This window comes from uncultured Planococcus sp. (assembly GCF_947501725.1).
GTDB classification, from domain to species: Bacteria; Bacillota; Bacilli; order Bacillales_A; family Planococcaceae; genus Planococcus; species Planococcus donghaensis_C.
Genome location: NZ_CANMXD010000002.1, coordinates 214,209 through 236,145 on the forward strand (window position 1 = coordinate 214,209; position 21,937 = coordinate 236,145).

Annotated in this window: 24 protein-coding genes; 17 read left to right on the plus strand and 7 right to left on the minus strand. The window is 44.8% G+C overall.

The window, feature by feature from the left end; genetic code table 11:
• Window positions 1–174: 174 nt before the first annotated feature.
• The 5 genes from Q0785_RS03325 to Q0785_RS03345 all read left to right on the plus strand — a co-directional run bounded on the left by Q0785_RS03325 (window position 175) and on the right by Q0785_RS03345 (window position 6,024).
• Window positions 175–1,110, plus strand: coding sequence for a LytTR family transcriptional regulator DNA-binding domain-containing protein (locus Q0785_RS03325; protein WP_298825419.1), 936 nt, complete (start codon window positions 175–177; stop codon window positions 1,108–1,110).
• A 139-nt stretch (window positions 1,111–1,249) separates the two neighbouring features.
• A complete protein-coding gene (locus tag Q0785_RS03330) occupies window positions 1,250–2,095 on the plus strand; it encodes an ABC transporter ATP-binding protein (protein ID WP_290215325.1) in 846 nt (281 codons plus the stop codon).
• Window positions 2,092–2,802, plus strand: a complete 711-nt coding sequence (locus Q0785_RS03335) for an ABC transporter permease (RefSeq protein ID WP_298825435.1) — start codon at window positions 2,092–2,094, stop codon at window positions 2,800–2,802. Before Q0785_RS03330 ends, Q0785_RS03335 begins: the two co-directional genes overlap by 4 nt.
• A gap of 192 nt (window positions 2,803–2,994) precedes the next feature.
• Window positions 2,995–5,265 carry an ATP-binding cassette domain-containing protein gene (locus Q0785_RS03340; protein WP_298825437.1) on the plus strand — a complete coding sequence of 757 codons (2,271 nt, stop codon included), beginning with the start codon at window positions 2,995–2,997 and terminating at the stop codon, window positions 5,263–5,265.
• Window positions 5,266–5,355: 90 nt separating this feature from the next.
• Window positions 5,356–6,024 (plus strand): type 1 glutamine amidotransferase domain-containing protein, encoded by a 669-nt coding sequence (locus Q0785_RS03345; protein ID WP_298825439.1) that lies wholly within the window; start codon window positions 5,356–5,358, stop codon window positions 6,022–6,024.
• A gap of 148 nt (window positions 6,025–6,172) precedes the next feature.
• Here the strand turns inward: Q0785_RS03345 and Q0785_RS03350 are convergent, their stop codons facing one another.
• From Q0785_RS03350 to Q0785_RS03360, 3 genes are read right to left on the minus strand one after another with little or no spacing between them, the layout of a single operon-like run.
• Window positions 6,173–6,622, minus strand: coding sequence for a biotin/lipoyl-containing protein (locus tag Q0785_RS03350; protein ID WP_298825441.1), 450 nt, complete (start codon window positions 6,620–6,622; stop codon window positions 6,173–6,175).
• A 19-nt stretch (window positions 6,623–6,641) separates the two neighbouring features.
• A complete protein-coding gene (locus tag Q0785_RS03355) occupies window positions 6,642–7,664 on the minus strand; it encodes an alpha-ketoacid dehydrogenase subunit beta (protein ID WP_298825444.1) in 1,023 nt (340 codons plus the stop codon).
• A 23-nt stretch (window positions 7,665–7,687) separates the two neighbouring features.
• Window positions 7,688–8,695: a thiamine pyrophosphate-dependent dehydrogenase E1 component subunit alpha gene (locus Q0785_RS03360; protein WP_298826128.1), complete on the minus strand. Its 1,008-nt coding sequence runs from the start codon at window positions 8,693–8,695 to the stop codon at window positions 7,688–7,690.
• A gap of 294 nt (window positions 8,696–8,989) precedes the next feature.
• Between Q0785_RS03360 and Q0785_RS03365 the strand changes: the two genes are divergently transcribed.
• The 3 genes from Q0785_RS03365 (at window position 8,990) to Q0785_RS03375 (ending at window position 12,058) form a co-directional block, all read left to right on the plus strand.
• Window positions 8,990–9,304, plus strand: a complete 315-nt coding sequence (locus tag Q0785_RS03365; protein ID WP_298825447.1) for a hypothetical protein — start codon at window positions 8,990–8,992, stop codon at window positions 9,302–9,304.
• 459 nt (window positions 9,305–9,763) lie between these two features.
• Complete coding sequence (locus tag Q0785_RS03370) at window positions 9,764–10,558, plus strand: hypothetical protein (RefSeq protein WP_298825450.1); 795 nt, start codon at window positions 9,764–9,766, stop codon at window positions 10,556–10,558.
• A 270-nt stretch (window positions 10,559–10,828) separates the two neighbouring features.
• On the plus strand, window positions 10,829–12,058 hold the full coding sequence (locus Q0785_RS03375; protein ID WP_298825453.1) for a DUF1572 domain-containing protein: 1,230 nt from the start codon (window positions 10,829–10,831) through the stop codon (window positions 12,056–12,058).
• Window positions 12,059–12,289: 231 nt separating this feature from the next.
• On the opposite strand, the gene Q0785_RS03380 is transcribed toward Q0785_RS03375, so the two are convergent.
• Entirely contained in the window at window positions 12,290–12,679 is a 390-nt protein-coding gene (locus Q0785_RS03380; protein ID WP_298825456.1) for a VOC family protein, read from the minus strand.
• Window positions 12,680–12,903: 224 nt separating this feature from the next.
• Between Q0785_RS03380 and Q0785_RS03385 the strand changes: the two genes are divergently transcribed.
• The 5 genes from Q0785_RS03385 (at window position 12,904) to Q0785_RS03400 (ending at window position 15,262) form a co-directional block, all read left to right on the plus strand.
• Window positions 12,904–13,413 carry a YfiT family bacillithiol transferase gene (locus tag Q0785_RS03385; RefSeq protein WP_298825458.1) on the plus strand — a complete coding sequence of 170 codons (510 nt, stop codon included), beginning with the start codon at window positions 12,904–12,906 and terminating at the stop codon, window positions 13,411–13,413.
• 340 nt (window positions 13,414–13,753) lie between these two features.
• On the plus strand, window positions 13,754–14,422 hold the full coding sequence (locus Q0785_RS03390) for a DUF1643 domain-containing protein (protein ID WP_298825461.1): 669 nt from the start codon (window positions 13,754–13,756) through the stop codon (window positions 14,420–14,422).
• 125 nt (window positions 14,423–14,547) lie between these two features.
• Window positions 14,548–14,805, plus strand: a complete 258-nt coding sequence (locus Q0785_RS03395) for an AbrB/MazE/SpoVT family DNA-binding domain-containing protein (RefSeq protein WP_298825464.1) — start codon at window positions 14,548–14,550, stop codon at window positions 14,803–14,805.
• Window positions 14,806–14,816: 11 nt separating this feature from the next.
• Window positions 14,817–15,038, plus strand: a complete 222-nt coding sequence (locus Q0785_RS20360) for a type II toxin-antitoxin system PemK/MazF family toxin (protein ID WP_366522824.1) — start codon at window positions 14,817–14,819, stop codon at window positions 15,036–15,038.
• Window positions 14,936–15,262 carry a hypothetical protein gene (locus Q0785_RS03400; protein WP_366522825.1) on the plus strand — a complete coding sequence of 109 codons (327 nt, stop codon included), beginning with the start codon at window positions 14,936–14,938 and terminating at the stop codon, window positions 15,260–15,262. Before Q0785_RS20360 ends, Q0785_RS03400 begins: the two co-directional genes overlap by 103 nt.
• Before the next feature lie 144 nt (window positions 15,263–15,406).
• On the opposite strand, the gene Q0785_RS03405 is transcribed toward Q0785_RS03400, so the two are convergent.
• Complete coding sequence (locus Q0785_RS03405; RefSeq protein WP_298825470.1) at window positions 15,407–16,228, minus strand: type II CAAX endopeptidase family protein; 822 nt, start codon at window positions 16,226–16,228, stop codon at window positions 15,407–15,409.
• A gap of 411 nt (window positions 16,229–16,639) precedes the next feature.
• Here Q0785_RS03405 and Q0785_RS03410 point away from each other — a divergent pair, with 411 nt between their 5' ends.
• Window positions 16,640–17,449 carry a tryptophan-rich sensory protein gene (locus Q0785_RS03410; protein ID WP_298825473.1) on the plus strand — a complete coding sequence of 270 codons (810 nt, stop codon included), beginning with the start codon at window positions 16,640–16,642 and terminating at the stop codon, window positions 17,447–17,449.
• Window positions 17,450–17,523: 74 nt separating this feature from the next.
• Here Q0785_RS03410 and Q0785_RS03415 read toward each other — a convergent pair whose 3' ends face one another.
• Window positions 17,524–18,399, minus strand: coding sequence for a YitT family protein (locus tag Q0785_RS03415; RefSeq protein WP_298825476.1), 876 nt, complete (start codon window positions 18,397–18,399; stop codon window positions 17,524–17,526).
• Between the two features lie 282 nt (window positions 18,400–18,681).
• On the opposite strand from Q0785_RS03415, the gene Q0785_RS03420 reads away from it, so the two are divergent.
• The 3 genes from Q0785_RS03420 (at window position 18,682) to nadX (ending at window position 21,017) form a co-directional block, all read left to right on the plus strand.
• Entirely contained in the window at window positions 18,682–19,230 is a 549-nt protein-coding gene (locus tag Q0785_RS03420) for a hypothetical protein (RefSeq protein WP_298825479.1), read from the plus strand.
• A gap of 127 nt (window positions 19,231–19,357) precedes the next feature.
• Window positions 19,358–20,092, plus strand: coding sequence for a glucose 1-dehydrogenase (locus Q0785_RS03425; RefSeq protein WP_298826130.1), 735 nt, complete (start codon window positions 19,358–19,360; stop codon window positions 20,090–20,092).
• Window positions 20,093–20,237: 145 nt separating this feature from the next.
• On the plus strand, window positions 20,238–21,017 hold the full coding sequence (nadX, locus tag Q0785_RS03430; protein ID WP_298825482.1) for an aspartate dehydrogenase: 780 nt from the start codon (window positions 20,238–20,240) through the stop codon (window positions 21,015–21,017).
• Between the two features lie 205 nt (window positions 21,018–21,222).
• On the opposite strand, the gene Q0785_RS03435 is transcribed toward nadX, so the two are convergent.
• Entirely contained in the window at window positions 21,223–21,927 is a 705-nt protein-coding gene (locus Q0785_RS03435; protein WP_298825485.1) for an IclR family transcriptional regulator, read from the minus strand.
• Between the last annotated feature and the right edge of the window lie 10 nt (window positions 21,928–21,937).

The window sequence follows — 21,937 nt, forward strand, 5'->3', positions numbered from 1 at the left end:
TATATTTGGAAGGAATCAGAGAAGAAGTCATGAATACTGAACCATCAAAACATGCACCCAGTCCTTAATTAAACTGGGTGCATGTTTTGAATTGAAATGGGCTGTTCTACTCGCCCTATTTAGCGATACAATAAATGGTAGAATCGATATCTTTTTTACATGCGGGAGGCAGCTATGAAAATTCAAGCAGTGGTTGTAAATGGTCAAAAAATAATTCCATCCATAGAAGTCGGCCTTCAAAAGCAGAAAGTCATCGGCATTCAGACGAATGTTCAGCGCAAGAAAATCCTGCTGGCTGAACTGGCTGAGCAGCCGGATACGTACGTGTCGCTTGTTCAGCAGGGAGAGTACAAGCGCCTTACGGTGGAAGAGTTGCTGCGTTTTATGAAAAACATCAGTGGACATGACAAACCGGTTGGCACGATGCTCCGCCTGTTTCAGCTGGAGGATTTAAGGAAGATGAAAATCAGCCATTTGCCTTCGTCGAAACAAATCTATTTGTCATTGCTTCGCATTTATTACGCACATCAGCAAACAATTGTATTGGAAGAACCGTATTTCCAGCTGGAAGAACAGGAGAGGCTCGTCTTTGCACGATTGCTGCAGGAGCTTTCAGCAGAAAAACGAATCATTATCCTTACATCCAATCTGGAAGATGCGCTCATCAGCTGCGATGAAATTTTCCGCTTGGACAATGCCGGACTGCATCAGCTGGATTTTGCTGATTCAGACAGTGAGCCGCCAGTGCAGGAAGAGATTGAGGAAGCGGAATTCAAGGTTCAAAAGATCCCGACAAAAAAGAACGACAAAGTTATTTTGTTCAATCCTCCGGAAATTGATTACATTGAAAGCATCAACAGTATGGCTGTAGTACATGTCGGAGGCGAAACCTATAGTTGCGCACTGACTTTGGCCGAGTTGGAAGAGCGTCTTCAGCATTACGGCTTTTTCCGTTGCCACCGGTCGTATATCGTCAATCTGCAAAAAGTGCGGGAATTGATCACTTGGACGAAAAACAGCTATAGCCTGCGCCTGACAACTGGCCAGGATTCGGTCGTGCCGCTGTCACGGACTAAATTAGTGGAGTTGAAAAAGCTTCTGAACATTTAAATTTCCCAGGAAATAATTGGTCAAACCGGCGCTTTCGGGGTACAGTTCAGCCGGAATAGGGTACATTTTAGCCTGATTTGGAGGTGTTCTTCTCTTTTTCTTTATATGCTTATGCTATCAACGAAAGGGAGTGGAACACATGAACACAATTTCCGTCCAAAACATTCAAAAATCATTCGCTGGCAAACCGGCATTAAAAGATGTCTCATTTGATATTCCGAAAGGAGAGATTTTTGGTTTCCTGGGGCCGAGTGGTTCCGGCAAAACGACCCTGCTGAAAATTTTGACTGCACAACTGGATCCGACAAGTGGAAGTGCAACCGTGCTGGATAAGCCAGCCAAACTGATGCAAAAAACCGATCAAAAAAGACGCTTCGGCATTTTGACCGATAACAGTGGATTATATGAACGGCTAACGATTGAGGAAAACCTGGAACTGTTTCGCGGCTTGTACGACTTGCCGAAATCATCCATTGATAAAGTACTCAATTTCGTCAATTTGACTGCCGACCGCAAGAAGCGGATCAGTGTCCTGTCAAAAGGGATGCGCCAACGCGTCACCTTGGCCTGTGCCATCATCCACGAACCAGAAATGCTGTTCTTGGATGAACCGACGTCTGCGCTGGATCCGGTGAATACAGCACATATCCATAAAGGGTTGCGCTATTTGAATGAAAACGGCACAACTATCTTTTTGACGACACATGACATGACCGAAGCGGAAACGCTGTGTGAACGGGTAGCGATTTTACACAAAGGCGAAATCCGCGCAATCGGTGCGCCCGCTGAACTTAAAAAGACCCATCGCGATGGCACGCTGACAGTGGAATTGACGTCTGGCCAGAGCGAGCGGTTGCCGATGAACGAAAATTCGGCAACCCAGGTTGCCAACTGGATGAGCCAAGGCCAAATTGATCGCATCTATACAAATGAGCTAAGTTTAGGCGATATTTTCATTAAACTGACAGGGAGTGAATTGGTATGAACGTGTCATTGAAACGGATCCAAGCCATAATAGTCAAAGATTATAAAGAGTTTTCCAGAAACTACGCAATTTCAGTGATGATCTTATTCCCATTGCTTTTCGCCTTTATGTACCGTTCAGATGGTGCTGAACAAGCCACTATGTATGCGTTTGTCATAAACTTTTCGTTGGCGATGCTCACCAGTTTTGTCCAGGCTTGTTTGATTGCTGAGGAGAAAGAACGCAACACGCTGCGTTCGCTGATGATGACACCGGCTTCTATGCTGGATGTGCTGATTGGGAAAAGCGCATTGGTATTCATCATTTCCGCGGCCGTGCTGGCGCTTTCGACGTACACCTTCGGTTACGATACATCGAATATGATGGTGCTAGTGGCGGCGATAGGCATTTCCATTCTGCTTTATACGGCAGTCGGGACCATTTGCGGTTTGTATTCAAAAACTTTGATTGAAGCGTCCCTTTCGATTTTCCCGGTATTGATCATCTTTACCATGGGGCCATTCGCTTTGGTATTTGAAGAAGATTACCCGTTTGTGAAAGTCCTGCGCTATTTACCGAGCAGCCAATTGAGTGAATTGCTGAATGCTTTGGAAATCGGAGCGACGACCAATGAACTGATCATTAATTTGGTTATTATTTCCATGTGGGCGATTGTGTTGACTGTGATTTCGTTTGTCCTGTATAAAAAACGTTTGATGGATCGTTAAAGAAATGAAGAGAGCCACTATCTGAGTTTTTTCTTTTATAGTCTCACACCCGCAACCTTCTTGTTGCGGGTGTGTTTTTTATATTCGCCTTCCTCATAACCAGAGAGACAGTTGTGTGAACCCATCCAAAATAGGGAAAGCTTTTAGTAGTAGGGTAATTCCTGGATTTGATTGAAAAAGGAGAATGTTAGTGTGACAGAAAAAAGAGACGAAATCATTTTAAGAGGGCTACAAGAAAATAACTTAAAAAACATTGATTTAAATATCCCGAAAGAGAAAATCAATGTCTTTACCGGTCTGTCGGGTTCAGGGAAAAGTTCCGTCGTCTTTGATACTTTGGCAACCGAGAGCAGAAGGCAAATGACTTTGAACTACCCGTTGTATGTCAGACACCAGATGCCGAGGTACGAAAGGCCGCATGCCGATTTGATGCAGCATTTGAGCCCGGTCGTTGTCGTGGAACAGAAACCGGTAAGAGGCAATGTGCGTTCAACGGTTGGCACGTACATGGACATTGATCCGTTGATTCGGCTGCTGTTTTCACGGATCGGCAGCCCATCGATTGGTTCAGCAACGGAGTTTTCCAGTGACAGTTCTTTTGGAAAATGTCCGGAATGCAGCGGATACGGAGAAATCGTTGCGCCGGATATCACCAAACTCATCGATCACACGAAGTCGCTCAGGGATTCCGCAGTGAGATTCAAGCCGTTGGCGCCGCCTGGCTGGCAAGGCAGATGGATGGTGGATGGCGGGTTGTTCGATCCTGATCTCCCCATCAAAGATTTCTCGGAAGAAAAATACAATCTTTTAGTCTACGGACCGCCGGAAGGCGAGCGGGCATTCAGCACTTATTATTACAAAGTAGGCAATAGAGACATCGAATGGGACGGCATCCTTCCCCGGTTTATTCGCCTGTACATTAACCGGGACCTCACGAAATTGAAAATAACGTCTCAGGAAGATGTCTTGGCAATGACCACGCACACAGCGTGTCCAACGTGCGAAGGTTCAGGATTGAATCCAAAAGTGCTGGAATGCAAAATCAACGGGTTGAATATCGCCCATTATGACCATTTGGAACTGACGGATTTGCTGGAGGAACTGAAGAAAATCCAAGACCCGGTCGGAAAATCAATTGCCCAGCAAGTATTGCCTAACGTCAAACAACTGGTGGACTTGGGCTTGGGTTATTTGAGCTTGAAACGAAAAATGGGCACACTTTCCGGCGGAGAAGCACAGCGCGTGAAAATTGCCCGCCATTTAGGAAGCAGTTTAAACAACATCACGTATATTTTCGATGAACCCAGCGCAGGGCTGCATCCGGAAGAAATCGACATGCTGACGCATATGTTGAAAAATTTGAGAGACAATTACAATACCGTCGTCGTCATCGAACACAATTTAGCGGTCATCAAAACGGCAGATGAAATCATCGAAATGGGTCCGGGAGCGGGCGTGAACGGAGGCGAAGTGGTGTATCAAGGCGCACAGGCAGGGTTAAAGAAAGCTTCAGCCATCACGGACTTGGATCATAAAGTGAGCGTGAATAAAACCCCGCGGCAGGCAGAAAACAGTTTTTCGATCAAAAATGCTTCGGCCAATAACTTGAAAAATGTCAGTGTCGACATTCCGAAAAACGTCCTCGTGTCGGTATGCGGCGTTTCAGGATCCGGCAAGAGTTCGTTGCTGTTCGGCGCATTTATGGAGAACTATCCCGAAACCATCGCGGTCAGCCAAGGCAGCATAGGCACTTCCAGCCGTTCGACACTTGCGACTTACATGGGAATCATGGACGACATCCGGTCGATTCTGGCCAAAGAAACGGGACAGCCGGTGGGCTTGTTCAGCTTTAATTCGACAGGAGCCTGTCCGGTCTGCGAGGGCAAAGGCGTCACCACGCCGGACGTAGCTTTTGCGGATCCCGTGACCGTCACGTGTGAAGCCTGCAGAGGCACGCGGTATTCGGATGAAGCGCTGTCGTATCGACACTTAGGAAAAAATATTGTGGAGATATTGGAACTGTCGATCGACGAAACCAATCGGTATTTGAAAATGCCGAAAATCGTCAAAAAAGTAGATACCTTAAAGGATGTCGGATTGGGGTACCTGACACTCGGACAGACGACCAGTTCGTTGAGCGGTGGAGAAGTGCAGCGCCTCAAACTTGCCAGCCACCTGAAAAAAGAAGGGCAAATCTATTTGTTGGATGAACCTTCATTGGGCCTGCACACAAAAGACAATGATCATCTATTGGACGTTTTCCAAAGCCTCGTAAACAAAGGGAATTCGGTCATCCTCGTTGAACACAATTTAAACTTTATCGCGGCGAGCGACTGGGTCATCGAAATGGGTCCAGGCGGAGGCAAAAAAGGCGGCGAAGTGTTGTTTGAAGGGACTCCGGAAAAGATGCTCCAGTCGGACACCTTGACGGCGAAGTGGCTGAGAAAAGGTGTGGAGGAGTAATCTTAATTCACAGGCGTTGTCAGTTTGTTTAAGCGGGAAAATATTCGGGAAAACTTAGTGTTCAGGATGATTTAAAGGAGGAAACTTAAAATGGCTAAAGTATTAGCAGTGTTATCAAGTGGACATAAAGATACAGAAAATAATTACGAAACCGGCTGGTGGGCCGAAGAATTGTTTGCGCCGATGGAGATAGTGGAGAATGCGGGACATCAAATGGACCTGGCTTCACCAAAAGGTGGAAAACCTACTCTTGATCAGGCCAGCATCAGCGAAGATTATGATCCAGAAGGCAAATACAAAAAAATGTATGAATCCGGATTAGCGGACAACACCAAAAAGCTTTCGGAAGTCACTCCGGAAGAGTATGACGCGGTGTTTATCGTGGGTGGCCACGGAGCAATGTATGACCTGGCTAAAGATGAAACCTTGCATAAAATCATCAATGCCATTTACGACAATGGAAACATTGTTTCAGCCGTATGCCACGGACCCGCTCCATTGCTTTGGACAACACGTCCGGATGGCAAAAGCATCATTTCCGGCTTAGACGTAACCGGATATCCGGAAGCGGTTGAACCTGAAGGGCTTCCGGCAATTCTGCCATTCAGCTTGGAAGGTGAAATGAGCAAAGTGGCCAATTATTCCGCTGAGCAAAAAGTGGTTTGGGGCAATGACCAATTAGTGACCGGGCGTGACCCGTTCTCTTCTGAAGCATTGGCCGAAGAATTGGTGAAAGCTTTGGATAAAAGAAACAACTAGGCAAACGGAGTGATGGAACCCCATCATAATACACAGCAATCCTAAAGCCGATAGATTTTTATGAATGCCAAATGCCGAACTCCGCGAAGAAACATCGCGAAGTTCGGCATTTTTTTATAGCATATTTTCGGACAGTGCTTCTACAAGCTCAAAGCCCCGCTTCATCCCGGATATCTTCTTCTGTGATGCTGCCATTTTTCCCTGTTCCTTTAACCGTATCCAGATTGACTCCCAGATCTTTTGCAAGCCGCCTAAGCCTCGGTGATACCCGTACGAAACTACTGGATGGCTGGCTATCAGAGTTTGTTTCGGTTTTCGCTTCCTTCGGGGGTTCATCCTGGGCTGCTCCTGTTCCGGGAGTCCCATCAGGATCGATGGTTGCCAGTACATCTCCAACTTTTGCGGAATCGCCTCTTTTGACAGCAATTTCTTGTATGGTTCCGCTGCTTTCGGCGGTTATTTCGGAAACGGCTTTTTCCGTCTGGACTTCTACCAATGGCTGTCCTTTTTCCACGAAATCGCCAACTGACACAAACCAGAGAACCATCAAACTTTCCTCTACATCTTCATCCAATTGCGGCAATCGGATTTCAATCATTTCACCACCTCCAGGGGCGTTAAGCTTCATCCATCATCTTTTTCACTTGCTCGTAGATTTTATTCGGTCCCGGAATGACGAAGTCTTCCAACACGCCGCTGTATGGAATCGGCACATCCGGAATCGCCAACCGGCTGATCGGTGCTTCCATCTCAAAAAATGCTTCTTCTGCGACAATCGCTGAGACTTCCGCCGTCATGCCGTAGGACAGGTAATCTTCATCGACCACGAGAAGGCGATGGGTTTTCTTCACGGACTCAATGATGGTGTCTTTATCGATCGGTGCCAGTGACCGCAAATCGATGACTTCCGCTTCAATGCCGTCTTTGGCAAGGCGCTCCGCTGCTTCGACCGCGTAGTGGGTCATCATTTGGATGCCAACGATCGTCACGTCTTTGCCTTCCCGGACGACTTTTGCTTTATTCAACGGAACGGTATAGGATTCTTCCGGCACATTATCAACGGCGACATCCAACTGCTCCATCCAGCCGAGACCTTGGAGTGATTTATGGAACATGAAGACGACCGGATTGTCATCGCGGATCGCTGACACCATCATCCCTTTCAAGTCATACGGATTGGAGGGGGCGACCACTTTCATGCCCGGCATATGGGCAAAGGTCGCATAAAGTGTCTGCGAATGCTGGGCAGCATCCCGGTAGCCGCCGCCGACCGAGGTCATCAGCACCATCGGCAGTTTGACGTTGCCGCCCGACATATAAGGGATTTTCGCCATATGGTTATAGATCTGGTCCATGCAGACGCCAAAAAAGTCGACGAACATCAATTCCGCGATCGGCCGCATGCCTTCAGCGGCAGCACCAATGGCAGCACCGATAAAAGCGGTTTCGGAAATTGGGGTATCCAGTACCCGCTCTGGTCCGAATTTCTCGATCAATCCTTGCGTCGAACCAAAGATGCCTCCATATTTTCCGATATCCTCACCCAACACAAAGACATTCGGATCGCGTTCCATTTCCTGTGAAATGGCTTCAGCCATCGCTTTATTGCCGTTCAATATCCGTTTTTTCGCTGTTTCCACAATAGATCGGCTCCTTTCCTGTTTTATGAATGGAAGACATCTTTCAATGCAGATTCCGGATCAGGGTAGCTGCTGTCTCTTGCAAACTGGTAGGCTTCATCCACTTCTTGTTTGGCGCGCTTTTCCATGGTTTCCAAATCGTCTTCGCTGATGTTCTCGGATTCGGCCAACATCTTTCTCAGTTTGTTGATCGGATCCAGTTGGCGAAGCCCCGGCACTTCCGTTTGATCCCGGTACAGTTCTGGATCTCCCTGGAAATGGCCCAGGTAGCGGTAGGTTTCGATTTCAATGATGGTCGGTCCTTGGCCGTTGCGCGCTCTGGCCACTGCTTCCTCAGCTGCTTTATACATGGCGATCGGGTCGTTGTCTTTTACGTAGGCACCTGCAATGCCATAAGCAGACGCCCGTAAATCATTCGACTCGACGGACGTGGACGCTTTTTTCGCCACGGAAATGCCGTACGAATTGTCTTCCACGACGACAATGAGCGGCAAATTCCAAACTGCTGCCAGATTCAGCGATTCGTGGAAAGCCCCAGCGTTCGCTGCGCCTTCTCCGATGAAAGCGACAGCTACCCAGTCTTTTCCCTTCATTTTGCTGGTCATCGCTGCGCCGACTGCATGGGGGATGCCGGCACCGACAATGCCTCCGCAAGAAAATTTCACTTCCGGGTCGAACAAGTGCATATGTCCGCCTTTTCCTTTGCCAAGCCCCGTTTCCTTCCCAAAAATCTCAGCGGTCATTTTCTTCAAATCGACGCCTTTGGCAATAGCATGGTGATGGGGGCGGTGGGGAGCCGTCACCGTATCGTCTTTTGTCAGGTGCACACAGATACCCACTGCGGCTGGTTCCTGCCCGGTGGCCAAGTGCATTTCACCCGGCACAGTCCCGGCTCCGATATTGAATACCGGCGTTTTGCCTTCCATGTACGCTTCCGCCATCTGGTCTTCGTAGTAACGGATCTTCACCATCTGTTCGTACATCCATTCCATCTTCTCCATAGATACTGCGGGTTGCTTTTCTTCAAACATAGTCACTGCTTTTCCTCCTTTCAACTAGATAAAGACGTGCATCCAATGGCGGGCAACATTTTTGAATGTATATAAACATCTTCATAATAACACCTTTTTCTTAATTTATGTCAATATTCAGATTATTTAAGTGGTAATCTAAAAATCATGCCACTGGTCGCAAAATGCTTCAGTTTACATTATGGGTTTAGAGTGGCACAGGCTTCTTTGAATCAACTCGTAGAGGAAGAGAGTTGATATTTTCCTCTCTTTTGTTACGCTTGAGTTCATAAGCTTGGGAAGGGAGTTCTTCAAATGGAGTCGTTGATGGACATCATACTCATAGTCTTGCCAATTGCCATCGTAGGGGCGATTGCTATATTTGTCATTACCCGGCTTAAAGCCAAACAAGAGCGGGGCACACTCGGAAAGAAAGAAACAACAGAAGCCCAAACGCTGTTAGACAGTTTGATTCCGCTTGGCATGATTTTCGGAAGTGCACTCGGTGTAGTTGTGGGTATCATTTTCAGTATTTCATTGGGCAACGCCATTGTATTAGGATCAGGAATCGGGATGTTGATCGGCTATTTGGCTTACGAATTTTACAGTAAAGAAGAGAGCCATTCATAATGGGTGCTCTTGATGAGCTGATGAAACTTTTTAATTTCAACTACGTATTAGAATCAACAAGTCTAATGAAACCAGGAGGTAATTTCATGACTGCAGTCATTCCAGCATTGTTGGTTATCTTTTTAGGCGCTTACACTTTTTCATCCAAAAAGAACAAACAACATCGTTAAATCACTTTCTTGTTTCAACACGACTTCTATATTACTCAGTAAAATTGCAAGTAAAGAAAGCCGTATCCTGGAACTGTAAAGTTTTCGGGATACGGTTTTTTTATATAGAGCTATAAGAACATGGAGAAATTTACTTGCAGAAAAATCCTTCTTACAGCTTCCTGTTAAATAGTTGAATCTTTTTAAGCATGGCTTCCGTATAATTAAAGCAGTTCTTTAAAGACCTCACCTTATTCACTAACTTTTAAAGGTTCGTTTCTCACTTATTTTTCACGAAAGGCATGATTTAATGGGCACCGTTTCACTTGTCATCTTCCTCTTTATTCTTCCGTGCGCCTGGTTTTTCTGGACCAGCATGAGTTTGAAAAGGGGCAAAAAGAATAAAGTACATTGGAAAATCTCTCTGTCGGCACTCATTGCAGTAATCTTTATCAGTGTTATCGCAAACTACTATTTTTCCGATACATACAAGCTTTCTTTTTTTCAGAATGGATCTGAAAGCATAGTTGCACTTATTGTTTGTGCAGCATTTCTGCTGGTGATAGTCATCATCAATCTGATTGTCAGCCGCATGTTTAAAGGTGCACCCAAATCATTCCATAACCCTAAGGTAGTATGGGTTTTCACAGCGGTGTTCTGTACCACTATTCTATTTTTCATCATGTGGGTGTATCCATTAGCGGAGAAAGCCTCGTACATCCATAAAGTTGAAAATGCGCTGGCTATATCTGAACAGCAACAAGCCCCCGAGGAAATCACCGTGCTGTTTATGAGTTCCGAAAGAAAATGCTTCCGGACGAATACATCAAACTGCCATTCCCAACCGTACCAAAACTCATTTTTCCTCAAAAACAATTTAGATACACAAAAAGAAGTTCAATTGCGTATTCGAGCGCTGGATTCCGAACAACAAGAACTAAAGGTAATCGAGTCGGATATCATGACGCTGGAAGCGGGGGAATTGAAGTTGGTAGAGACAGAGGAATCTTTTGATGAAGCAAGCATCTGGAGCCGCTCTTCTTTTGAAACGGATCGACGAGTCCAGTCCTATGAATCTGTGTACAGGTATCGCGATCGGAAGTAGCTCGTACTTTCTAAGCTTAATGAAAATTGAGCAGGAGAAAAATTAGGTTAGGACATACAACCACGTTTCTCTGAAATCTGGTAAACTTAGCGATATTGATAAGTAATTGCCATAGAACCGCACATAAAGAACATGTAAGGAATGCTAAAAGTAAATAGCTAATAAAAAAGAGCTTTTCAGGAAACTGGAAAGCTCTTTAAAAAACTTGATGTCTAACATCAGGATTGAATAACCGGATTCAAAAAGCTTAAAAGAAATGAGGGATAAACTGTGGAAAATATCTTTCTAATAGCAGCCGTTTTGGTGATTTTGTTAGGGGTTATTTTTATTTATCTTCGCAGGAAAAATATGATAAGTTCAGATGTCGAACAAATCCCAACCCCAGAAAGTAGAGCGGTCATTACAAACGTTGAAGCGGATGTGGAAGAAGACGCAAATGAACAGTTCATGCCTCAAATTACGGAAGTTCAAAACGAAGAAACCATAAAAACCAAATACAAAAAAATTGAAATTCCGGCAGTTTTGAAGATGGATATCCAACAAACCCTTGCAGCTGGATCGATGATTATTGAAGATTATAAAACGTACAAGGTGGAATTCAGCCCTGAAGTTGTAAAAGGATTGAAGGATAAAAGCATGACGCTGATTGAAAAGGCAAATGGCAAAGGTTATCTTCCTGCGGTAAATAAACAAGGTGTGAAAGGAATTTATAAGCAGGGGGTATTGGTGAAAAAGATCAATCCAGGATTAGTGGTACATGCAAGTTATGGACTGCTAGCTGCTGTTGTCGGCCAACAACAATTGGTTGAAATCCAAAGTTCCCTAAAAAGTATTGAAAGAAAATTAGATGTTCTCGTTCAAAACAGGGATAATGATTTTACCGGAAAAATCGAATCGAGATTTGGCTATTTTAAAGAAGTAATAGAACGTTTCCGAAGAAACGGGATTACCCTTGGCGGAGTGGAAGACCATAAAATAGAAGGATTTTACGCAGACACTCTCCAAGATTTAAAAGTTCTAATGAAAGATCTAAAAGCGATCGGCGCGCGTATTGAAGGCTTAAAGGAATATGAAAACATTCGCAAATGGGGTGGAGCCCCGGTGAAAAAAGAGTATGAAAACCTCGTTGAACAGTTTGAGAAGAAACAAGAACTGGTTCGATTAAATGTGAAGTTCATTGAAGAGTGTTACGAGCCATATCTCAGCACCATAAGGAATTACGGAGAAGTAAATGTGAAATCCCAAACCTTGGCTGATTTGATTGTTGAGAACAATTCAATAATCAATAACATTGAAGATAAAGTCAGAAGTATCGAAGAAAATTACACAGTAAAGATCAACTTAGGCATAAAAGCTTTGAAATACCGTGATTTGGAGAGCTTAAAAGAACTTGTCCCGGCGAGAATCGATCAGCAAAAAACAACTGCTCAGGAAGTTCCTTCAGAGATATTAGTTGAGATGGCTGATGAAGGTAAGCTATATGCGTATGTTCCGAAGTAAGGTGGGGAACTTGTACTAGAAAAACCGCTTGCTTTGCAAGACACAATATATGCCATGAATTTAGAAGTATAATATACGAGCACTAAGAGAAGATATAGATTTTCTGAAAGTGGATACGAAAATGATGATAGGATTTTAAAGGAATAACCAGGTTGTCCATACTCGCCCATATGACAAAGAAAATCCGTAAAGTAAAAGTACTTCTTTACTTTACGGATTTTACTGTCTGTCTCATTTATTAACCCTCTCCATCACCGCAAAATAATTTCCTTCGTCATCCGCAAAGTTGAAGCTTCTGCCGGTTCCCATGTTCACCAGTTCGCCGGTCATGACGCCTCTTTTCTTGAAATCAGCGTACAGCTCTTCCACGCCGTCGGTATAGAACATGAGAGAAGGCGTGCCGAGTTCCAATTCGGGCGACAGTTTTGAAACCACTTCTTTGTCATGCAGCACGATTGTCGTCTCCGCGTCTTCGGTAGGGGCGATTTCGATCCACCTCAAGCCTTGTTCTTTCGAGCCTTCATCGGCGACCACAGTAAACCCCGCTTTTTCCGTCCAGAACTTCACTGCTTTGTCCTGATCTTCCACATAGACCATCACTTGCCCAAGCTTGTTGATCAACTGGACCACTCCCTCGCAAATTTGGTTTATTGAAGCTCGTTATATTCCCTACATTTCCCGTAAGGTAATTTCTTCAAACTGTAAGATCAACTGCTGACGAAATGAAATTAAGTCCTGCCGAAGTTTACGCTACAGCCTTCCAGTTTACAAAATCCGGTCCCATTGGTATATTGAGCGTTAATACAATGGTACACAAATACGGATAAGGAAAAGAGGTTGTGAAAATGGATGTAAAATTTCCTATTGGACAATTACAGGTTCCTGATAACGTGAAAACTGAACATATCCAGGAATGGCTTGGAAAAATCGAAACATACAGCACACGGTTAAGAGAAGCTGTCGATTCATTGGATGAAGAACAATTGGGCAAGAAGTACAGAGAAGGCAGCTGGACGGTTCGTCAGCTTGTGCATCATACTGCGGATTCACAATTGAACATGTATCAGCGCCTGAAGCTGGCTTTGACGACTGACAATCCAACAGTTCCTGCTTTTGACCAGGAAAAATGGGTGGCACTTCCGGACAACGAGCTGCCGGTGGAAAGTTCAATCCGAGTGCTTGAAGGGCTGAATGAGCGGATCGTCGCACTTGGCCAGCATGTGACTGAAGAGCAATTGGACCGCGTTTTCACCCACGAAACGAATGGTGAAATCAGCGTTGCGACCAAACTGGCGAAACTGTGCTGGCACGAAGAACATCATTTGGAACATATCAAGATTGCTTTGGGGAACTGAATAGTGCCAGTGTGTTAAACGAAAGTTAAAAAGAGTCTTTGCTTCAGAAAAAATTTCATCTATTCAAAGTAAATGCATGAAGAAACCGACATATCCAGAAATGGAACGGATTCTTCATGCATTTTTATTTATTACAATAAACAACCTTAAGTTTTTATGACACAGAAGCATGTGAGGAATTCTGGAAATTTATTTCTCGAACAATTGAATTGCCTGTTGCAAACATACGTTCTATTTTGTTAAGATAAAATTACATAAAAATGGAATGGCGGGTTGTTTTGCCGCTCATTCAACGGATGCCTCTTCAATAAAGACAGTAAAAATTTGAAGGAGGAAAAGTATGTTTCAATCAGGCAAGGAATTGGAAAACCTTTTTTACACAGAGGCAGCTTTCTATAAACTGCAGACGCATGGGGAAAATCAGATTTGCCGAAGTCTTGTTTCCATCAGCCGAATAGGCGCAGAAAGTGAAGGAGTCGATGCGTTATTCGTGCTCTTGAATCCAGGGAAATGTCTTCCATTGGCTGGAGAAGATTCGATTCCTTTGCTCTCGGGTGAAGTTGCAGATCTGCCGCTCACACCCGCCACTCCCGATAATACGCTGTACCAATTGATGCGCCTCATGGAGCGGATGAACTGGAATTCAGTCCAGGTCATCAACCTTACTGACCTAAGGACGAGGAAATTTGAAGAGTATAAAGAAGGGCAAAGGTTCATGAAACAATATGGAGATAACCGGCATACGATCTTTTCAATGGATCGGTACGTTGAACTTTTGGGTTGCGTGGAACAGGCAGATACGGTTATCGCGGGATGGGGCACTAAAGCGCCGATTATTCCGGCTGCGGAAAATGCGCATATCCTTTTATGGGAGGTGGCAGACATCAAGGGTCTCGCCTATAAAACACACCCACTGTACTATCATCCATTTCCTTGGCTGCAGAACAAATGTATCAAGTGGCTGGATGATATGGAAGCACAGCTAAAAAGAACGGCAGAAGTGGTTTAGAAAGGATTTCTAAGAAAGGGATATATAAGTTAGAAACACGCTTGAATGTAAGGATGAAAGGTGTATAAACATTTTTTAAACTTATTGGGCGTGATAAAATGATAGCATGAAGGAAGGTGGAAATCATGGCAAAAGTCGTTGTTCACCAGCAAGCCATAGTAAAAAAATGGGGCAATAATCTGGGGATTCGATTTAATGCGTCCATCATCGATAAAACGATAATAGAAGTCGATACAAAAGTAGAGATTTCCGTATTGGATAATGGGACAATCATGATTAAGCCTTTGAAAAAACGTAAATCACTCAATGAAATTATTGAAGGTCTGACAAGTGATAACCAGGGTGAAGAGCTGATTAAAGGTACAGTTGGAGAAGAGTTATAATGGATACTTATATGCCGGCACAAGGAGATTTGGTCTACTTGAACTTTGACCCAAGCACAGGCATGGAAATACAAAAACGAAGACCAGCTATTGTATTAAGCAACACTGAGTACAATAAAAATCAACGTTCATTTTCGTCTGTCCAATCACTTCTAAATCTACGGACCACCCTATGGAAGTCGAAGTGCCATCCGGTCTTAAAGTGTCCGGTTTTGCCCTTCCTCATCAGATGAAGAGCGTGGATTATACGGAACGGGATTTAGAGTATGAAGATACTCCTGTGACAGAAGATTTTCTCGATGAATGCGTGTATTATGTTAAGTTGCTCATAGAAAAAACTTTTGAATTCAATTACTTAAGAGTAATCACCTACTTTCCGAGGAGGAAAGTGGGCGGTTGCTTCTTTTTATTTTCTGCAGTTTCAGTTCTGCCAAGCAAGCGAGACAGCGCTGGGTAGATGGCTTTAAAATCGCTTCCCAGTGTAAAAATTCTAAGTAAATTCTGCGGCATACAGGGATGGAGTGGGAAATTGTCCTTTTGGAACAGCTCCTTGATTATCATTTTAATGCAGGGAATGTTCCCATCAGCATTCCCTTAGAATTCAATTCCAGAAAACACGCGTTTCTTTCACCTTATTCTCCAACCCCCGAGCCATCCGCGCAATGATGAACAGCAGCAATGCCAGACTGGCAATCAGCATGACGAGATTCGGTACGCTTTTCGTGTACAAGTCATTGATGCTCGATACCATCAGCCATTGTGGAAAAGATGGATTGACGAAACTTTGGTAAACAGCGATCAGGTTATTGGCGATGTGCAACAGAATCGGTACAAGCAAATTTCCGGTCTTCAGGTACAGGAGCGATGCCACCACTGCGAACAGGAAGGCACCGAAAAAGTTGACGTGGAAAATGCCGAAAATCAGACTCGACAAGCCGAGGCCATTCCAGAAGCCGAATGTTGCGATCAGCCGGTTCAGCAGCAACCCGCGGAACACGAACTCTTCTGCAATCGGCGCGATGATCGCTAAAATGAAACTGGTCGCCACCATGTACCATAGCGCGTCGGGGAATGGCTGCGGCGTGAGCGCAAAATCGACTACAGCTGGGGCGATGGGCATGAGCGCCCGCAATAGCAGCCAATAGATGCTCATGGAAAACATGAGCACCAGCACGGTGAGCCCGGATAACGGCAATAGCCAGCGTGCGGTGCCGCGGAAGAATACGACTTGACGCAGTTTTACATCACGTTTTTTGAACTGGTAGCTCAGAAGCCATACCGGCAGGACGGTATAGAAAATCAATTGCATCATCACACTGGTGATGAGTACATTTTGAGTGGCCTGCAGCAGGATGAAAACCGCCACGATGATCGCGGCCGCCATCCAGCCATGTACAAAACGCGTTCTCTTTTCCTCGAACATCCTCAACGCCGCCTTTCGTTTCAGATTAAAGCACAGAAACATCGTTAAAGACATATAAGTTTATTTAGAGGAAATATGATAAAAAATAACGTTAATTTAAGATGCGGATAATATTTTGCTTTTATGATAGCATGACTTTTAATTTTTAAAAATGTTTGGAGATCTATTAATAAATGAAGAAATCAAGTCTAGGTAAAAAATCTAGATTTTTTGAGCAGGCAACAGCCTACTCTCCAATGTGCAGGCAGATTTTCGTTTCTTCTGCAGAGAACAGTTTTACAATTTAACTAATTAGGGAAGAGATAATGTAGAAAGATTGTATAGGAATTATTTTGTGCTGTCTGGATTTTACCGTGCAGAGCAGTATTCGCGGAACGATAGAAAAAATAACTAATGAAAGGATGAGTCATTGTGGACGAAAGTACACTGAAGAAAACAAAGCTGTTCACGATTTTGAATTTGGTTCTATACTTTTTGACGCTCGGTGTCAATTACCTCGGATCTTCCGGGTTTTTCAATGGGCAGAGCCAAGGGGACATCTCCGACCAATACTTGACGCTGATTTCCCCGGCGCCTTTTACGTTTTCGATTTGGGGTGTCATTTATAGTCTGTTGCTGATTACGCTGATCTATTTGTTTATCAAACGGAAAGATGCGAGAGTCAGCAAGCTGGTCTTGTTGATCACACCATGGTTTATCGTTCTCTCGCTGTGCAATATGGGCTGGATCGTTGCATTCTCTTATGAGCGATTGGGTATTTCCACGATTTTAATAATAGGCATGTTGTTCTCCTTGCTCGTCATCATCGGGAAAATCTATACACATCGCTTTGAAGTTCCATCGACGCTGGCAGGACTCAGCTTCACCCTCTACTGTGCATGGGTGACCATCGCAACCGTCGTCAACGTCTCGTTGCTTTTGGTACAGCTGGAGTGGAACGGTTTCGGCATTTCCTATTCGGTCTGGACGTTGATTATATTGGCGGTCGCCATCGCATTTGTCCTCATTTACTTGACGCAGTACAAGAATGCTGCCTACCCGCTGCCTTTAGCATGGGCATTCTTCGGAATCTACGGTTCGTATGCGAGCGGTCGGGTCAATCCGGAATTAGCGACAGCCATCCAAGGATTCTTGATTGCCGGTATCGTGATCTTCCTGATTGCGGCGATCTGGAGATTTATCAAAAATGGAAATTCTCTTTTCCTGAAACATTCGGAGTAAGAAAGTTCTCCAAGTAAAAACAGACACAAAAGCTCTTTTAAAGAGTTTTGTGTCTGTTTTTTTGTTTCTGACAATCAATGGATATCCCGTTTCTTGAAACTCCCGCCCCTTACTTCGGCTACATCGTAGACAGCGACGAACGCGTTGCTGTCAATTTCGAAGATGATTTCCTTCATTTTGCTGTCTTCGAGCCGGTTGATGATGCATGTGATTTCTTTGTATTGTTCATTTGTATAGGCACCGTTGACGATATTGTAGGTGGCGTTGCGTCCGAGCCGGTCGTAGATGGTCTGGACGAGCAGCTCCGGCTCACGCGAAATGATTTTGTAGGTTTTGGAGCCGCTGAATCCTTCTTCGACCAAGTGGATCACTTTGGATGCGATGAAGTAAGCAATTCCCGATAGGAAAGCGCCCTGCAGGCCGAAAACGAAGGAAACGATGATAAAGACAAATACGTTAAGGAATAAAATCATATCACTCGTCCCGAAAGGCAGTTTGCGTGAAAGCAGAACGGCCAGCATGTCGATGCCATCGAGCGCACCGCCGTTGCGGAGTGCAAGACCCATGCCGAAACCGATGATGATACCCCCAATAACGGTGACCAATAAGGTATCGCCTTCAATGATGGTCGGGATATGGTGCATAATTGTTGTTGCGTAAGCTAGGGAAGCGATACCGATGATGGAGTAGATGGCAAAGCTTCTGCCGATTTGCTTATAGCCTAAATAGACGAATGGAATGTTGAGGACAGCGATCAGCAAGCCAAGCGGCAAGCCGAATAATTGGGAGCCGACGATGCTGATGCCCGTAACCCCGCCGTCTGATACATTATTTGGAATCAGGACCGCTTCAAGGCCGTATGCGGTGATAAAGGCACCGATGATAATAGGCAGTGCCCGCAACATCAATTTACCTTTATTGGCTTTTCGTTTTGTGTTTGGTGCAGTCATTCTATTCCTCTTCTCTGTCGTTTCATGGTGGTATTTTTCACTCTAACTATTAAATATAATCCTTTTATTGCTATTTTAGTAGAGTAAATTTTTAAGAGGATTGAACATGAGAGATTTTACTCCATATTCGAGGCATAAGGTTTCAAATTCGCCGTATTGACAATAATTTGACATTGTTCTATTATGACCTTGAATTTAATAAATGCTTGCTCCTTTTGTAACGCTAAACAGTCCGTGGCCAGTCCAAAATTCCAAACGTCAATTTCTTAGGAGGGATCTACCATGAAACCGTTGGTCGTCTATTACTCCCATTCAGGAAACAACGAAAAATTGGCTCTCGAACTCCGTGATAGAATCGGCTGTAACATGTACGAAATCAAGGAGAAAAAGAAACGCAAAGACATTTCCATTCTTTTCGATGTTTTGACGAAACGCAATTCGCGCCTGGCTCCGCTTGAGTTTGATGTAAGTGGCTACGGGCCGATTATTCTGTTGGCACCTATCTGGGCAGGAAAGATTGCCGCGCCGATGCGGACGTTCATCAAGATGGAAAAGGATAAACTAACGAATTATTCCTTTATCACCTTATGCAGCGGCCGGACCGGGCAAGGTGAAAAAATATTGGCCGAACTGTCCTCTCTGACACCAAAGCAGCCAACGACAGTATCAGAGCTGTGGATCAACAATCTGCTTCCTGAAGAGCAGCGCAATAAGATAAAATACGCCACCAACTTCCGGGTTGAAAAGCAGCATATGCAGCAATTCGATGAACAGATTCAATTCTTCATTGAAATGGCTTTGCATACCGAAAAAGAAGAGGCACTTCTTTGAAACAATAGACTGTAGACCATTTTCGTTCAATCGAGTGGGGCTGCAGTCTTTTTTTAAAGGTTAAACAGAGCAGCAGCGAGCTGATATATTATTATTCATTGTCTGAAATAGGAGGAGGGGATTGATGGTGGGCAGATTAAACGGCAAAGTGGCGATTATAACAGGAGGCGCAAGAGGAATGGGAGCAGCGCATGCAAAACGATTTTTGGAAGAAGGGGCGAAAGTCGTGATTACGGACATCCTGACAGAAGAAGGCGAAGCGGTGGCAAGAGATCTCAGAAACGACATCAAATTCATGGAGCATGACGTCACAAAAGCTTCGGAATGGGAAAGGGTGATCATGGAGACAGAATCCGTATTCGGGCCGGTCAATGTGTTGGTCAATAATGCGGGGATTGCTTTGCTCAAAACCATCGGCAAAATGACAGAAGCCCAGTACCGGAAAGTCATTGACGTCAATCAGGTCTCGGTATTTCTGGGGATGAAGTACGTGCATCCCTCAATGAGCAAAGCGGAGAGTGGGTCCATCATCAATATTTCTTCTATTAGCGGGCTAAGCGGAAATACCGACTCCATAGCTTACAGTGCTTCAAAATTCGCGGTAAGAGGCATGACGAAAAGTGCCGCAATCGAGTTTGGAGGAGAGGGAATCCGTGTCAATTCCGTTCATCCGGGGATTACTGAAACGCCGATGGTCAGAAAAAGCCGAGTCAGTAAGATGGCGAAAGCAATTCCGTTGCAGCGCACAGCCCAGCCGGAAGAAGTGAGCGATTTGCTTGTCTACTTAGCTTCAGATGAATCGGCCTATGTCACCGGGGCTGAATTTGTCATTGATGGGGGTTTGACTGCGGGATTCAGTTGATATACTAATGGTTTATAAGGAAAATGCCGTCTTCACTGATTTTGAAGATGGCATTTTCCCATTTAAGGGTATAGATAAGTATGAATCGTTCTAAAGAACAGAATAGAGTGGAAAGCTGTCACCCACTTACGTAAGGAGGCCAATCATGAACATCGGAATTATCGGGACAGGGAATATCGCCACGTATTTATTGGAACAGGTGAACGGCAAACAGAAAGCTCATGGAAGAATACTTGCGGTTTTTGGACGCAACCAGGAAATGGGCCACCAATTGAGTGAGCAGTTCAGCGCCGATTTCTACACGGATCTTCAAGCGTTTTTGAAGTTGCCGCTCGATATCGTCGTAGAAGCCACGACTGTGGAAGCGGCCCAGCTCTATGTGAAAGACGTCGTCACCCATAAAAAAGATCTCGTCGTCAGCAGCATAGGCGTCTTTAAAGATGCCGGCTTCCTGAATGAACTTAAAACCTTGGCTGAGTCTTCGGGGACACAAATCTACCTGCCGTCCGGTGCGATCGGCGGACTCGACGTCCTTCAATCGGCGAAAGCAGCCGGCGGATTGAAACGGGTCCAGCTTACGACAAGGAAATCACCGGCGTCGCTCGGAATGGATGCGGACAAAGAAAAGGTGATATTCGAAGGCTCTGCACGTGATGCCGTCGAGCAATTCCCGAAGAACGTCAATGTGGCGATGACGCTCGCATTGGCAGGGATCGGCATCGAAGAAACTTCGGTGCGCATCATCGTCGATCCGGCCATTGAACAGAATACCCACACCATCGAAGCGGAAGGGGATTTCGGCAAGCTGCAGCTGCAGGTTGAAAACCATCCGATGCGGAGCAATCCGAAGACGAGCCTGCTGGCTGCATTGAGTATTTTAGCTGTCCTGCAGAATAAGGATGGAGCGTTGAAAATCGGAAATTGAGACCGGCTTTTAGTTGTGAATAATAAATTTCCCGCTGTGAAAGTGGTAGTGCGTTGAAAGTTCCAGTTTTATATTTATAAGTTCACTCTAAATGACTAACCAGATTGAATGTTATTCCTGCAAAACGTCTTCCGCAGAGCCACGGCATTAGCTTTATAGGAGACGTTTTTTCTTTTGTCTTTCTTTATTTGGACTTATAATTCGATCATTCCATCATCAGTGAAATATCGGCAGCGGCTTCTTTCAGACGATGAATATAAGTATCAATTTTATCTCCATTTATTCTGAAATCAGGTCCGGCGATGGACAGGCCGCCCATTATATATTTTCCTCCCCGAAGAATTGGAGCAGAGATGCCGATAGCACTTTCGTCCACTTCGGAATTTGTCAGGGAGTATCCTTTGTTTCTGATTTCTGTAAGTTCCTGCTCTAATTTCTCACCCTCCTCTGGAGATAAAGAAGAATTGAGGAGAAATTGCCGGTGTTCTTCGGTTAAATAGGCGAGCAGGATTTTCGATGAAGCCCCTTTGAAAATATCCAGTACTTGCCCTTCCTCATAGGAATATCTTAAATTATGCTTGCTCTCCAAGTGAGCCAGAACCATGACCTTAGAGCCTTTGACAGCAGTCAAATTGATGGATTCACCTAAATCATCACTAAGTTCCTGCATGATCGATAAGGCATTTTCAACCAGGAAGTCGAAGGAATTTTCCTTGACGCGGGAAATCTCATCCACTAGCCAGCCGGGCGCATAGAGACCTTTCCCGGCTGTTTCAAGCAATCCAGCTTGAGTCAGTGCTTTGATTTGTCGGTAAAGGGAGCTTCTTGGAACGTTCGTTTCCTGTAATATCTTCTCAATATGGAGCGGCGAACCGTAGGAATGGAATAGTTGTAAAATAGTAAAGTTCATAAAACGACTC